This is a genomic window from Methylotenera sp., assembly GCF_013141425.1.
Taxonomy (GTDB): Bacteria; Pseudomonadota; Gammaproteobacteria; order Burkholderiales; family Methylophilaceae; genus Methylotenera.
On record NZ_JABFRA010000017.1, the window covers coordinates 1 to 12,496 of the forward strand.

Annotated in this window: 14 protein-coding genes and 1 pseudogene; 13 read left to right on the forward strand and 2 right to left on the reverse strand. The window is 43.4% G+C overall.

The window, feature by feature from the left end; genetic code table 11:
- The 12 genes and pseudogenes from HOO90_RS01365 to HOO90_RS01420 form a co-directional block, all read left to right on the forward strand.
- Positions 1-884: pseudogene (locus tag HOO90_RS01365) on the forward strand (calcium-binding protein); the annotation flags it as partial.
- 173 nt (positions 885-1,057) lie between these two features.
- On the forward strand, positions 1,058-1,462 hold the full coding sequence (gene gspG, locus HOO90_RS01370; protein ID WP_292838721.1) for a type II secretion system major pseudopilin GspG: 405 nt from the start codon (positions 1,058-1,060) through the stop codon (positions 1,460-1,462).
- 156 nt (positions 1,463-1,618) lie between these two features.
- Positions 1,619-2,815, forward strand: coding sequence for a type II secretion system F family protein (locus HOO90_RS01375; protein ID WP_292838697.1), 1,197 nt, complete (start codon positions 1,619-1,621; stop codon positions 2,813-2,815).
- A gap of 58 nt (positions 2,816-2,873) precedes the next feature.
- Entirely contained in the window at positions 2,874-4,634 is a 1,761-nt protein-coding gene (locus HOO90_RS01380; RefSeq protein ID WP_292838699.1) for a GspE/PulE family protein, read from the forward strand.
- Positions 4,615-5,520, forward strand: coding sequence for a hypothetical protein (locus tag HOO90_RS01385; protein ID WP_292838701.1), 906 nt, complete (start codon positions 4,615-4,617; stop codon positions 5,518-5,520). Before HOO90_RS01380 ends, HOO90_RS01385 begins: the two co-directional genes overlap by 20 nt.
- Positions 5,517-6,071: a PilN domain-containing protein gene (locus HOO90_RS01390; RefSeq protein ID WP_292838703.1), complete on the forward strand. Its 555-nt coding sequence runs from the start codon at positions 5,517-5,519 to the stop codon at positions 6,069-6,071. The genes HOO90_RS01385 and HOO90_RS01390 overlap by 4 nt, the downstream gene beginning before the upstream one ends.
- Positions 6,059-6,703 carry a type 4a pilus biogenesis protein PilO gene (gene pilO, locus HOO90_RS01395; RefSeq protein WP_292838705.1) on the forward strand — a complete coding sequence of 215 codons (645 nt, stop codon included), beginning with the start codon at positions 6,059-6,061 and terminating at the stop codon, positions 6,701-6,703. The genes HOO90_RS01390 and pilO overlap by 13 nt, the downstream gene beginning before the upstream one ends.
- Before the next feature lie 9 nt (positions 6,704-6,712).
- Complete coding sequence (locus HOO90_RS01400; protein ID WP_292838707.1) at positions 6,713-7,213, forward strand: hypothetical protein; 501 nt, start codon at positions 6,713-6,715, stop codon at positions 7,211-7,213.
- 80 nt (positions 7,214-7,293) lie between these two features.
- Positions 7,294-9,237: a secretin and TonB N-terminal domain-containing protein gene (locus tag HOO90_RS01405; RefSeq protein WP_292838723.1), complete on the forward strand. Its 1,944-nt coding sequence runs from the start codon at positions 7,294-7,296 to the stop codon at positions 9,235-9,237.
- Positions 9,238-9,240: 3 nt separating this feature from the next.
- On the forward strand, positions 9,241-9,729 hold the full coding sequence (locus HOO90_RS01410) for a type II secretion system protein (RefSeq protein ID WP_292838709.1): 489 nt from the start codon (positions 9,241-9,243) through the stop codon (positions 9,727-9,729).
- Entirely contained in the window at positions 9,730-10,110 is a 381-nt protein-coding gene (locus HOO90_RS01415) for a type II secretion system protein (RefSeq protein WP_292838711.1), read from the forward strand.
- Positions 10,097-10,594 carry a type II secretion system protein gene (locus HOO90_RS01420; protein ID WP_292838713.1) on the forward strand — a complete coding sequence of 166 codons (498 nt, stop codon included), beginning with the start codon at positions 10,097-10,099 and terminating at the stop codon, positions 10,592-10,594. Before HOO90_RS01415 ends, HOO90_RS01420 begins: the two co-directional genes overlap by 14 nt.
- Before the next feature lie 53 nt (positions 10,595-10,647).
- Here the strand turns inward: HOO90_RS01420 and HOO90_RS01425 are convergent, their stop codons facing one another.
- Both HOO90_RS01425 and HOO90_RS01430 read right to left on the reverse strand, forming a co-directional pair.
- Positions 10,648-11,340, reverse strand: a complete 693-nt coding sequence (locus HOO90_RS01425; protein WP_292838715.1) for a MotA/TolQ/ExbB proton channel family protein — start codon at positions 11,338-11,340, stop codon at positions 10,648-10,650.
- A gap of 23 nt (positions 11,341-11,363) precedes the next feature.
- A complete protein-coding gene (locus HOO90_RS01430) occupies positions 11,364-11,789 on the reverse strand; it encodes a biopolymer transporter ExbD (RefSeq protein WP_292838717.1) in 426 nt (141 codons plus the stop codon).
- 245 nt (positions 11,790-12,034) lie between these two features.
- Between HOO90_RS01430 and HOO90_RS01435 the strand changes: the two genes are divergently transcribed.
- Positions 12,035-12,496 (forward strand): hypothetical protein (locus HOO90_RS01435; RefSeq protein ID WP_292838719.1); only part of this gene is annotated, 462 nt, incomplete at its 3' end.

A 12,496-nucleotide genomic window follows, 5' to 3' on the forward strand; every position in this document is an offset into this window, starting at 1 on the left:
AACTCTACGGCGGTACAGGCGATGACGTTTTTGTTGTTGGTGGCTTCGGTAGCGGTACACAAGGCACAACCTCTAAAGTAGACGACGGTAAAGCTGAATGGGTTTCAGGTGATTTGATTGTCGGTGGTGCAGGTGTGGATACCTTACGTATCACTACGGGTATTGGCGCCAACACCGCAGCGAAAGGCACGATTACCTTGACCAACGCTAACTTCCAAAGCATGGAAGTGGTGCAAGTCGGTGGTACATCAGGTCGTATCAATACCGAAGACGGTGCATTGCAACTGATCAATGACCACTACTACCACCGTGCTAACAGCTCAGTGGCTAACTTGTCGGATACCTTAGGCAACAACGGTGGCAGCATTAACAATGTGGTGGTGAATGCTTCTGGTGTAACAACCAATGGCTTACGCTTTGAAGGCAATGCCAATACACAAACCTTTATTGGTACCACCAAAGCTGACGTGTTTGTAGGCAATGGTGGTAACGATACCTTAACCGGTGGTGCAGGGGCTGATAAGTTTGTATTTGGTAAAGTTTACGAGCAAATCGTGACTGGCGCAGCAGATACTGAACAAACTTATACCAATACAGCGTTTAACTTATCTGGTAAAGATACGATTACTGACTTTGCACGTGGTACTGACAAGATTCAATTGTTGGTGGATCAATACACTTCATTAACTGGTGGCATCACCAGTGCCAATGTACGTGTGAATAACACAGGTACAGCACAGGATGCCAATGACTACTTGTTGTACAACACCACGACCAAAACATTGAGTTACGATGCGGATGGTAACGGTGCTGGGGCGAAGGTGGATATTGCTATATTGACCGGTGTGAATACCTTTGCGGCGAGTGATGTGATTGTTGCTTAAGGCGTAGGCGTGATTAAAGCAGGTGGACTTCGGTCTGCCTGCTTTTTGCTATTAAGATTTAGATCTTTTCAGATTGTGATACAAAGTTTCTTCTAAAAATATTACGAAAGTAATGCATGAATCTATCGTTTAAAATATATTCTCCAACAATAAAAACAACGGAATTTAAACGTATGCAATCGGGCTTTACTTTGCTCGAACTATTAGTGGTGATGGTAATTATTGGCTTGCTAGTGAGTTATGTCGGGCCTAAGTATTTTGCTCAGCTCGGCAAGTCTGAGGTGAAAACTGCCAAAGCGCAGATTAACGCCTTGGGTAAAGCGCTTGAACAATATCGCTTGGATGTGGGGCATTATCCCAGCACGGAAAATGGCTTGGATGCTTTAAATAATCCACCAAGCAATGAACCAAAGTGGAAGGGCCCGTATTTAGAGAAAAAAGTGCCAGAAGACCCATGGAGTAAAGCTTACCAATACAAATTTCCAGGTGAACATGGTGAGTATGATTTATGGTCGTTCGGAAGTGATGGGACCAGTGGCGGTAAGGATGATGGTGCGGATGTGGTGAATTGGGAATGATACTGATTACCCCCTCCCTAAGCCTCTCCCGCAGGCGGGAGAGGGGACTGTTGAGCCCCACGCCATTGTTAAAGATGCGAATATTGAGCCTCTCGCCCGCTAGGGAGAGAGGTTGTAGAGAGGGTAAATAAGATACAAGAGGGTACATAAACACACATGAAATTTGAGTTAAAAGTTGCGCAAGGCGAGTCAATCCGTTCGCTGGCATTAGAGGCCAGTAACGTGGCACAAGCACGTTCAATTGCGGAGTCGCAAGGGTTTAGTGTGTTGGCGGTACGTAGCGTTGGCTTATCGTTTCAGCAGTTATTCTCTGGGCAGTTAGCCGCTCCTAAATTCAATTTAATGTTGTTTAGCCAAGAATTATTGGCATTACTGGAATCTGGGTTGAGCTTGGTGGAGGCGATTGAGGCCTTGGCCGAAAAAGAGCAGCAAGCAGAATCGAAAGCAATATTGAATCAGGTGATGTCGGCCCTATACGAAGGCCTGCCATTTTCAACCGCATTGGAAAAAGTGCCGCAAGTGTTTAACCCGCTTTATGTGGCGCTGATTCGTTCTAGCGAGCGCACGGGTGACATGGCGCAGGCGCTGGCAAGGCATGTGACTTACCAAACGCAGATTGATGCGGTGCGTAAAAAAATCATTTCTGCCTCGATTTACCCAGCGATTTTATTGGTAGTTGGTGGCTTAGTGGTTTTATTTTTATTGGGTTACGTGGTGCCAAAATTTAGTACCATTTATGAAAGCACGGGGGCGGATTTGCCTTGGATGTCGCAGATGCTTTTACGTTGGGGGCGTTTATTGCATGAGCATGGCAAAGAGGTGTTGATGGTGTTCTCTGCAGTGTCGACTTTACTTGTATTCACCTTAAGTCGACCAAGCGTGCGTGCTGCCATTATGCGTAAAGTCTGGCAAATTCCTGCGCTTGGCGAAGCGATGCGTATTTATCAATTAGCGCGGTTTTATCGCACACTTGGTATGTTGTTGCGTGGTGGTATTCCATTGGTGACAGCGATGGGCATGGTGGCATCGCTGCTGCAACCGTTATTGCGTACCAGCTTAACCAAGGTCATTCATGATGTGCGCGAGGGTAAGCCGATGTCTGCCGCCATGGAGCAGCATGGCATGACTACTTCGATTTCGATTCGCATGCTGCGCGTCGGTGAACGTACTGGCCAAATGGGCGACATGATGGAGCGCATTGGAGCCTTTTACGATGAGGAAATTGGGCGCAAAGTGGAATGGTTTACCAAACTGCTAGAACCCTTGCTGATGATTATTATCGGCCTAGTGGTGGGCTTGGTGGTGGTGTTGATGTATATGCCAATATTTGAGTTAGCAGGGAGCATTCAATGAGACCTTTGCAAAACTATTTTGTGGGGCGAATTGCGGCGTTGCGCTGTTCGATGGCTTTATGAATATGCTTATCAATACTTTGGTTGATAGCAATGCTCAGCGAATTAATCCGAAAATTACCATCGAGCAATTAAATGAGGCAAAAGCCATTGCCAGCCAAACCAAACAGCCTTTGCTGGACGTGCTGGAAGAGATTTCGGGACTAAACGCCGATGATTTTCTGACGGCGCTTGGTCAGTTAATGCATTTTCCTATATTTGACATGTTGCAGTTATATGCGCTAAAGCCTGATTTCCAGTTATTACCGTTTGCTGAGGCGAGCAAATATGGTTGCGTTGCACTTCGCGATGAGAATGACGCGATTCAACTGGTTTATGCAAATCCGTTTGATAGTTATCTGCAGGCCAAGATTGAGTTAATAATTAACGCGCAGCTTGGTTATTATTCTCTTGAACAGTATCCGCTGACTTGGAGCTTGGCGCATCATAAAGATTTGAGCGCATTTCTGGCGCACCATGAAACCACTATGCGAGCGATGGATGGCTTAATTGCTGAACATGCCGATGCACAAAATAGCCAGCATGGCATTGAAGATATTTCACTGCGCTCGATTAGTGAAGATACCAGCCCAGTTGTTAAATTTGTGCGATCCACTTTGTACGATGCGTTAAAAGCAGGTGCCAGTGATGTGCATCTGGAAACTGATCCAAATGGCCTTGTAGTGAAATACCGTATTGATGGTGTGCTGACGCAAGAGGGCGGCATTCAAGGGATTGCACAAGCAGAACAAGCCATTTCGCGCATTAAGGTGATGTCGGAGCTAGATATTGCAGAAAGGCGCGTTCCTCAGGATGGTCGGTTTAAAGTATTGGTGACAGGCGGTGATGGCAAAGTGCGAGAAGTGGATTTGCGCGTTTCAATTATGCCCAGTGTGTTTGGTGAAGATGCTGTATTGCGTATTTTAGACCGTAAAGCCCTGAGCAACGAAGCCCAAGGCTTGAGCCTAGAAACGCTCGGGTTTGAGCCTGACATTATGGCGCGATTTCGCTTATTAGCCGAAGAACCTTATGGTATGTTACTGGTAACAGGCCCAACGGGTAGCGGTAAAACTACTACCTTGTATGGCATTATTTCTGAGATTAATACCGGTCAAGACAAAATTGTTACCATTGAAGACCCCGTGGAGTACCAATTGCCAGGCGTGTTGCAAATTCCCGTGAATGAGAAAAAAGGCCTGACCTTTGCGCGTGGGTTGCGTTCTATTCTGCGGCATGACCCGGATAAAATCATGGTGGGCGAGATTCGCGATGCAGAAACCGCGCAGATCGCCGTGCAGTCTGCGCTCACTGGCCATTTAGTGCTTACGACTGTGCATGCCAATAATGTGTTTGATGTGATTGGTCGGTTTACAAATATGCAGGTAGACCCATACAGTTTTGTGTCTGCCATTAACGGCATTATGGCACAGCGCTTGGTGCGCATTAACTGCACACATTGTGCGGTGCATGAGATGCCAGACGAAGCGCTGATTGCAAAGTCTGGCCTTACCGAAGCGCAAACAGTCGGCTTCAATTTTAAAAAAGGCCAAGGTTGCGGGCAATGCCACGGCACGGGTTACAAAGGGCGAAAAGCCATCGCTGAATTATTGTGTTTTAACGATGAGATACGCGAACTGATTGTGACTCGCGAACCAGTGCGTAAGGTTAAAGAAGCTGCGCGATTAAACGGCACGCGCAGTATGCGTGAAGCCGCATTAGAGTTGGTCAAACGTGGCGAAACCACATTACAGGAGATTAACCGTGTCACTTCATTGGTTTAAATCATTCGGGTTACAGGCATTGTTTTTTGACGAGCTTAGGGTGTTTGTTCAACCACGGCGCATTGTGATTTTGCGTTTAACTCGAACAATTAAAACAGGTTTAAAACAGATAGTTGTTCATAAGCAAGTGATCGAAATTCCGCAGAATATAGAGCCAGTAGGTACGAATGCAGATCAAACGCAGAGCCTATATCAAAATTTAATACATTGTCTGCGCCTGGTGCTGAGCCATAAAAAATGGCAAGGGGCAGTGCCTACGGTCATTGTGTCCAATCATTTTGTGCGCTATGCGGTGATTCCATGGAATATTGAACTGGCTGTGGAGAGTGAGCGGCAGGCCTATATGCAACACTGCTTTAGTTTGGCGTATGGCGATGTGGCAAAAACATGGGATTTGCGCATGAGCGAGCCTGTGTTTGGCCAGCCCGCCATAGCAAGTGGAATTCACTTGGGTTTGTTACAAGCGTTGCAATCGGTGTTTGCTGAGTTTGATATGAAATTAACGGCGGTTCACCCACATTTGATGCTGGCCATTAATCAAACTGTCACGCAGGTGAATAAACAAAAGCGTGCGCTCACTTTTTGGCTGGTGGCCATTCAAAATGGTCGCGTGTGTTTAACTTTGCTTGAAAACGGTGGTTGGCGCTCTGTTAAAAACGTGGCAATCGAGGCAGACGTTTCTGAGCAAGTAGCCGCATTGATTCAGCGTGAAACGGTGAATTGTAATGTCAAATTTGAGGCGCCAGTATTGCTGTATTGGCCAGAGTCTCATCATGCTCAACCTTTGAAACTTGCCGAGCAGAAAACCATTAAAATTTTGCCGCATCCATTTGACCTGCAAAATAGTCAGACTTCAAATGCGTCAGTGAACTGGTTGCCGATATGAATCACGTAAGACTGAATCATGCACAATCAAACCTTCACACAACGAAGCTTGCGACAGCACTCTTGTTGTTAGGTGGTTTGCTGAGTACAGCATCGCTTGTCTATTACCAACAAGTTGCAACCAAAGCCGAACGTTTGCAGGAAGAGTTGCAGCAAAGCACACAACACGCTAAAAAGTTAAAAGTTTCCTCAAATTCTTCAAGCGCATCACAGCAAAATAACGCGAAGCAAGCCGCAAAAACAAGTGAAATTAACGCGGCGATTTCTAGCATTTTGCTACCTTGGCCTGCAATATTTAAAGCCTTGGAAGTTGCCACTCCTGACGAGGTGAAACTGCTGGCTTTAGAACCAAGTTCAAAGGCTAGGAATGCTAATGAGCGTGGCTTTCGTGTGACCGCCGTCACTTTAAATGCTGACACCATGATGGCCTATGTGGATGTATTAACGCAGCAAAAACTAGTGAATAACATTGTGCTGTTATCACAAGAAAGTACGGAGTTAAATGGTCAAGCGGCGATTCAATTTGTGATTGAGACGGTATGGAAAACATAACAATCAATTTCGTGCCAGAAGCTGTAAGCGAGGTGCCAGCTAATTTAATTGGCCATGCAGCGCCAAGCTCGATTCTAAAGCCAAGTGCAAGCCAGTTAGGCCAACAATATCTTCTTTATAAATTACAGCAACTTGGCTGGCAAGGCATTCTTGGGGCCTCGTTAATTTTAGCTAGCATACTCATTTTATTTTTTGTTAGTCTGCCAAAAGCACAGGAATTACAGGCCTTGCAATTAAAGCAGGCGGAACAAAATTTAAGCGCAAAGCAAAACATAAAATTGGATGTGGTCGATGCCAATTTTAATGTGGAGCAGCAGTTTTATGCGCTACTGCCTAATAAAAGCCAAGCAAACAGTAAAATCACTGCTATCCTTCATGCGGCGTCGGCCAATGGTTTAACTACAGATAAAATTGATTATGCTCAGTCAACTTCGGCAACCTCTATTGTTCAATATCACGTCAATTTGCCTGCGCAAGGTAGTTATAAGCAAATTCGCCAGTTTATCAATCAAGCGCTCAATACTTTGCCTTCGCTAGCCTTGGATGAAGTTAGCTTAAGGCGTGATGATATTGCCTCAGAAGTTTTAGATGCGCGTATTCAATTTACGTTGTATGTTCAAAATGACCGTTAGCAGAAACGTATGTTGATGATTAAACAATATGGCGTATGGATTGCGCTGGCATTTACACTCACGGCTACCGCTTGGGTTTCGCAACTTGAAGAATCTGATGATGCCGTTGGTTTGAAAAGTAATGTTCTTTTGGAAACTGAAGGCGCTAACTCAGTAATAAAGTCGCAACGTATAGCTTCAGCTGCTAATAGCATAGCCATCGCGAGGCCGAAAATTAGTGAAGAGCCTAAGAATATCTTTACAACTTTTGGAGTTGCAGAAAACGCAGGTGCAGAAAATATAGCACCGCAAAAAAGCGCACCTGTGAACCCCTTTGTTTATGCAGGTAAGGTTGTAGAAGATGGCAAAGTAACGGTGTTTTTACTGGATGGTGAAAAAAGCCATGCAGTGAATGTGGGCGACGTCATTGAAGAAACTTGGAAAGTGAAATCAATTTCGCCGCCCAATATGACGCTAAGAAACTTACCTTTGAAAATTGAAATGCAGATGGAAATTGGAGCAACAAGTTGAATTTAAATCGTTTGTATCAAAATAATAAGTCCAGCCATGGGCGGCACCACTATGCCTTGTTGCTAACAACATTGCTGTTAATGGTGAGTTGCACGAGCTTAAATGGTGAGCAAAATCGCACTAACTTTAATATGCATGCTGAAGATATTCAAGCCTATGAAGAAGCTAGGCAACTTATCAATAAAGGCGATGTGGAGGTGGGCATTGCTAAACTACAGCAACTGGTAGCGCAATATCCTGACAATGCCCAATATCGCACTATGCTCAAAGTACAGCAGTCATTCCAAATTACAAATTTGCTTAAAGCCGCTGAAGATAAAAGTCGGCAAAGGTTATTTAGTGAAGCTGAGGCTGGTTATAAGCAAGTATTGGCATTAGCTCCCGATAATCAACGTGCACAAGACGGCTTGCGTCAATTGAGCTTGCTGCAAAACCACGCCATGATGCTGACCAATGCGCAAACGGCTTTTGATAAAGGCGATGATGATTCGGCACAAAATCTGTTACGCGCCATACTAGCCGAGGATGCAAATGACCTAGGCGCACGTGCTTTGTTTGAGAAAATAGAAAATAAGCGCATTAAAAAGGTAACTGCTACCCCACAACTCAAGTCTGCATTTAAGAAAACCATTACCTTGGAACTTAAAAATGTTCCGATTAAGACCGTATTTGAGTTGATTGGTAAAACTGCCAATATCAATTTTTCGTATGATCAAGAATTACGCACAGATCTCATCACCAGTATTTTTGTGCGTAATACTACAATTGAAGAAGCTATTCAAGTGATTCTTTCGTCAAACCAATTGGCAAAAAAAGTATTGAATGACAATACCTTGTTAATTTATCCCTTAAGCCGCAGTCAGGAGTATCAAGAGCAGTTTGTTCGCAGTTTTTATCTGAATAGTATGGATGCTAAGCGTGCCATGAATATGATTAAAACCGTGGTAAAAACCAAAGATGTTTACATCGATGAAAAGCTCAACACTCTAATTATGCGCGACACGCCAGAAGCGATTCAGATTGCAGAAAAGCTTATTGCCTCACAAGACATGCTGGAACCAGAAGTAATGCTGGAAGTTGAGGTGATGGAAATTAATCGTAAAAATTTAGAAGCAATCGGCATTAAATATCCAACGCAGATGAGTGTCGGTGTGCAAGGTAAATCCAGCACTACAGCTGGGGTGGTGAATACCACCCCAGGTAGATTAACACTTGCGGAGCTTAAAAGTTTTAATTCTGGGTTAGGCGTTTTTACTATTACTGACCCAGTCTTGGCGTTGAATTTACTGCAGCAAGATACTGATACGAATTTATTGGCGAATCCGCAAATTCGCGTAAAAAACAGAGAGAAAGCCAAGATTCATGTGGGTGATAAAATTCCTGTACTCACCAGCGTGGCAAATTCTACGGGTTTTGTTTCGCAAACTGTGAGTTACATCGAAGTTGGTATTAAGTTGGATGTTGAGCCGACTATCTTGCTGCAAAATCAAGTGAATATTAAGGTGGGTTTGGAAGTTAGCAATGTGACTGATCAAGTCAAAACGGATTCTGGCGTGTTGGCTTATACCATTGGTAGCCGAAACGCCAACACCATTTTGCAGCTCAAAGATGGTGAGACACAGATTTTGGCAGGGTTATTTCGCGATGATAGTCAACGCATCTCGAATAAAGTGCCAGGCTTATCGAACCTACCATTAATTGGTAAGTTGTTTTCAGATAAAAATAATGACAGACGTAAAAACGAAATTGTATTGCTGATTACACCCCGCATTTTGCACAACATTGCCCCCGCAAATGCAGTGTATTCTTTATTTCCATCGGGTGTAAATTCAACAAATGGGGGTGGCAATAATTTGCCTAGACAAGCTGAACAGATTGTCCCTGTTACTCAAGCTCAACCCGTGGTGATAACGCCACAGGCGGTACAGGCAGATCAGGCAAAAACTGATAAAGAGTTTGCTAACCAAGTATTGCAGCAAAGCATTGAATCTAACGGCAGTAATGATGCGAAGTCTAATCCCTAAAAAATGTCACAACTGAATTATAAAAAACCGGCAGGCTTTACCTTAATCGAGTTGCTGGTCGCTCTTGTGCTATTGGCTTTACTGGTTACGTCTGCCGCACCAATGATGCAGTTATCAGCTAAGCGAAATAAAGAGCAGGAACTTAAAAAAGTGCTCTGGCAGATGCGCGATGCGATTGATGCGTATAAACAGGCAGCAGATGATGGCTTAATCAAGAAGTCGGTAGATGAATCTGGCTATCCTGCTTCGCTGCAGCAATTAGTCATGGGTGTAGAAAATATTCAAGATCCTAAAAAGAAAAAGTTGGTTTTTATGCGTAATATTCCGCGTGATCCATTTGCCACCGATAGCAGTCTTTCCGCTGAAGAAACATGGGGGAAACGCAGCTATGGAAGCTCATTTGAAACGTCAGAAGCGGGTGAAGATGTCTACGATGTTTATTCGCTTTCAATTGAAGTCGGCATCAATCAGCAACCTTATCGTGAGTGGTAAATGGCTTATTTAAAAAAAGGCTTTACCTTAATCGAAATACTGGTGGTACTCGCTATTATTGCCACTTTGCTTAGTTTGGTCGCGCCAAGATATTTTGACTCCATTGACCGCTCTAAAGAAAAAATACTCAAACATGATTTGCTTGTGATGCGAGAGGCGATTGATAAATATTACAGCGATAAAAATATTTACCCAGATACGCTACAAGACTTAGTGCAACACAAATATTTACGCACTATTCCTGATGACCCAATCACAGAAAGCGCGCTAACTTGGGTGCTAATCCCACCGCCCGACATTGAGGCAAAAGGCCTAATTTACGACATTCATAGCGGTTCGCCAGCAGTGGCCGCCGACGGTAGTCAATATGCTGATTGGTAAAGGCGGCCGAGCGCATCAGCAACTAGGCTACATACTAGTGGGTATGCTGGTATTAATTATGGTGGCTGGTTTTGCCTTAACAGAAGCCTCAGCTAAATGGAGTGATCTTAGAAAGCGCGAAAGAGAGCAAGAGTTACTTAAGGTTGGCGATACCATTCGAACCGCGATTGGCAATTATTACAACCAAACGCCAGGTATCGTAAAAGAGTACCCACCCAATTTAGAAGCACTTTTACACGACGAGCGATTCCCTGTGCCCAAACGTTATCTACGAAAACTCTATTTAGATCCAGTCACGCAACGAGAAGGTTGGGGTGTTCTGGAAGCCCCAAGTGGCGGCATTATGGGCGTTTATAGCTTATCGGCCGATAAGCCTTTTAAAACCGAGAATTTCAGACCGAAATATCAACATTTTGAAAATAAAAAATATTACGGGGAGTGGTATTTTGCCTATATTCCGTTAAGTGCTAGTAAAGAAAAATAATCAAAGGCTAAGCTTATTTAGTCTTGATTATAAAGCAAGACAACTTTATAAAATTAGCTAAGGCCTGCATCGTTTTCATCAGCATGTCCCCTTTCAAAAGAACCAATAGGTTTAAGCTTAATAAAAGGAGCCAGATTTTGCATGATTTCCTTTAATAGTTTTGGTAGAACTTCTCTCTCGTATCTAAATATTTTGTTTTGTAGGATCGAAAAGAAGTAATAGGCGGGAATTGCAATAATCAGGCCCCACATCGTAGTGATTAGAGATTTATCAATCGCAGAAACTAGCGCAGACATATCTCGTTTACCTACCACTGCAAATTGCTCAAATGTACCCATGATGCCAATAGTGGTGCCGAGTACACCGAGTAATGGACCGATGATATAGGCCATAGAAATTGGTGATAATGACTGATAAAGCTTATCTGTTACATCTTCAATCGGGATGATATTTACATCTGGGTTAATTGGCTCGCCACGCTCGCCAGCTTCGATATAAGCTAGAATGACTTTGGCTAGTGGTGATGCCTGAGTGCTTAGATTATTAACAAATAGGTTGTACGACTCTTGATTTTTGATTTCTTTAGCTTTATTTACCAAAGTTTCTGGAATGGCCCGCGTTGCACGCAATTCGATAAACCTTTGTAGCACCACACCAAAGGTAAAAATAGACAGTGGTACTAGCCCAAGCATGGTAAGTCCGCCCTGCAGAATATATTCGTCAAGATAGTTTTCGCTGAATAACATAATTTACTTTCGCAATAATAAGGTTAGCTTGAAGGTTTTTCTGTCTCTACTTTAACATTTTCGATACCCGCTAACCTGCAAGCGGCTAGCACATCAACCAATGCCTGTAGGTTGCTGTTTAAATCACCTCTTACAACGACTCCGGTAAAAGTTGTATCTGTCTTTTTTTTCTGAATCAGGGTGTTCGCGAGACCTTCTATAGCAACCTTTATTCCTTCAACAAGATATTGATTGTCTTTAGTAATAAAAATGATAAATGTTCGGTTTTGTGAAGATGTTGTATCGGAATACTCAGTCACTGGCACCGCAACATCGATTGAATCGAATACGGCAAGTTCGGTAGCAAATACAAAAAACAGCAAAATATTTAGAATTAAGTCTAAAAATGAATTTAGATTAATATCAGGCTGTTTTTTTGCATAGGAAGATCGCCTAGACCGACCTCTCATGTTAACCTTTCAAGTAGATGGAAAACAAAATAACCAGAAATGATGATGAACTCAAGCAAGATTATTTATGAAATAAAGTTATTTACAGATTAACCATGACAATTTTTTGGCCAATCAATAAAAATACTGTTTTTCAAGTGTATAAACCGCAAGAGGCGAATCTAGGAATTCGCCTCTCGATTATACTGCATGCAATATTTGTTTGCATCTTGATTAACATGAAAAACCATGTGGGATCAGAAGTTATGACGCCCCAGTATGTAGAAGTTGCAAGCCTTACGCTGAAACCAGAGTCGAAGAGGGATATTATTTCTAGACCTGATCTAGCAAAAGATGAAACTCCATTTATCCGAAAGACCATCAAACCAAAGTCTTCCCCGCAAACTATTTCAGAAGTAGATCAGGCTCCCAAGTCAGTTGCTAGTACGAATAGTGAATTGGCACCCATTATGAAAGAAGGTGAGTCTGGTGCTGACCCATCTGCAGGGAGTTCTGAATTTGGTACTGGTCCAGTGGGAGGTGGACTTGGTTCTGGAGATGGAACTGGGACTGGTATTGGATCAGGTAGTGGGCTTGGCTTAGGTAGTGGTGCCAATTCGAGTGGTATGGCTGAGGGCAATGGCGAAGGTGGCATTGGTCTAGGAGACGAAGGATTTTGGAATGAATATGGTAGTAAATTACAAATTATTTGTGAGCGCTTTAAACGT

What these genes read in the sequence shown, in the direction of transcription:
- gspG (WP_292838721.1), top strand. Translation starts at nt 1,058, where the DNA reads ATGCAATCGGGCTTTACTTTGCTCGAACTATTAGTGGTGATGGTAATT.
- HOO90_RS01375 (WP_292838697.1), top strand. Translation starts at nt 1,619, where the DNA reads ATGAAATTTGAGTTAAAAGTTGCGCAAGGCGAGTCAATCCGTTCGCTG.
- HOO90_RS01380 (WP_292838699.1), top strand. Translation starts at nt 2,874, where the DNA reads ATGAATATGCTTATCAATACTTTGGTTGATAGCAATGCTCAGCGAATT.
- HOO90_RS01390 (WP_292838703.1), top strand. Translation starts at nt 5,517, where the DNA reads ATGAATCACGTAAGACTGAATCATGCACAATCAAACCTTCACACAACG.
- pilO (WP_292838705.1), top strand. Translation starts at nt 6,059, where the DNA reads ATGGAAAACATAACAATCAATTTCGTGCCAGAAGCTGTAAGCGAGGTG.
- HOO90_RS01400 (WP_292838707.1), top strand. Translation starts at nt 6,713, where the DNA reads ATGTTGATGATTAAACAATATGGCGTATGGATTGCGCTGGCATTTACA.
- HOO90_RS01405 (WP_292838723.1), top strand. Translation starts at nt 7,294, where the DNA reads ATGGTGAGTTGCACGAGCTTAAATGGTGAGCAAAATCGCACTAACTTT.
- HOO90_RS01410 (WP_292838709.1), top strand. Translation starts at nt 9,241, where the DNA reads ATGTCACAACTGAATTATAAAAAACCGGCAGGCTTTACCTTAATCGAG.
- HOO90_RS01415 (WP_292838711.1), top strand. Translation starts at nt 9,730, where the DNA reads ATGGCTTATTTAAAAAAAGGCTTTACCTTAATCGAAATACTGGTGGTA.
- HOO90_RS01420 (WP_292838713.1), top strand. Translation starts at nt 10,097, where the DNA reads ATGCTGATTGGTAAAGGCGGCCGAGCGCATCAGCAACTAGGCTACATA.
- HOO90_RS01425 (WP_292838715.1), bottom strand. Translation starts at nt 11,340, where the DNA reads ATGTTATTCAGCGAAAACTATCTTGACGAATATATTCTGCAGGGCGGA.
- HOO90_RS01430 (WP_292838717.1), bottom strand. Translation starts at nt 11,789, where the DNA reads ATGAGAGGTCGGTCTAGGCGATCTTCCTATGCAAAAAAACAGCCTGAT.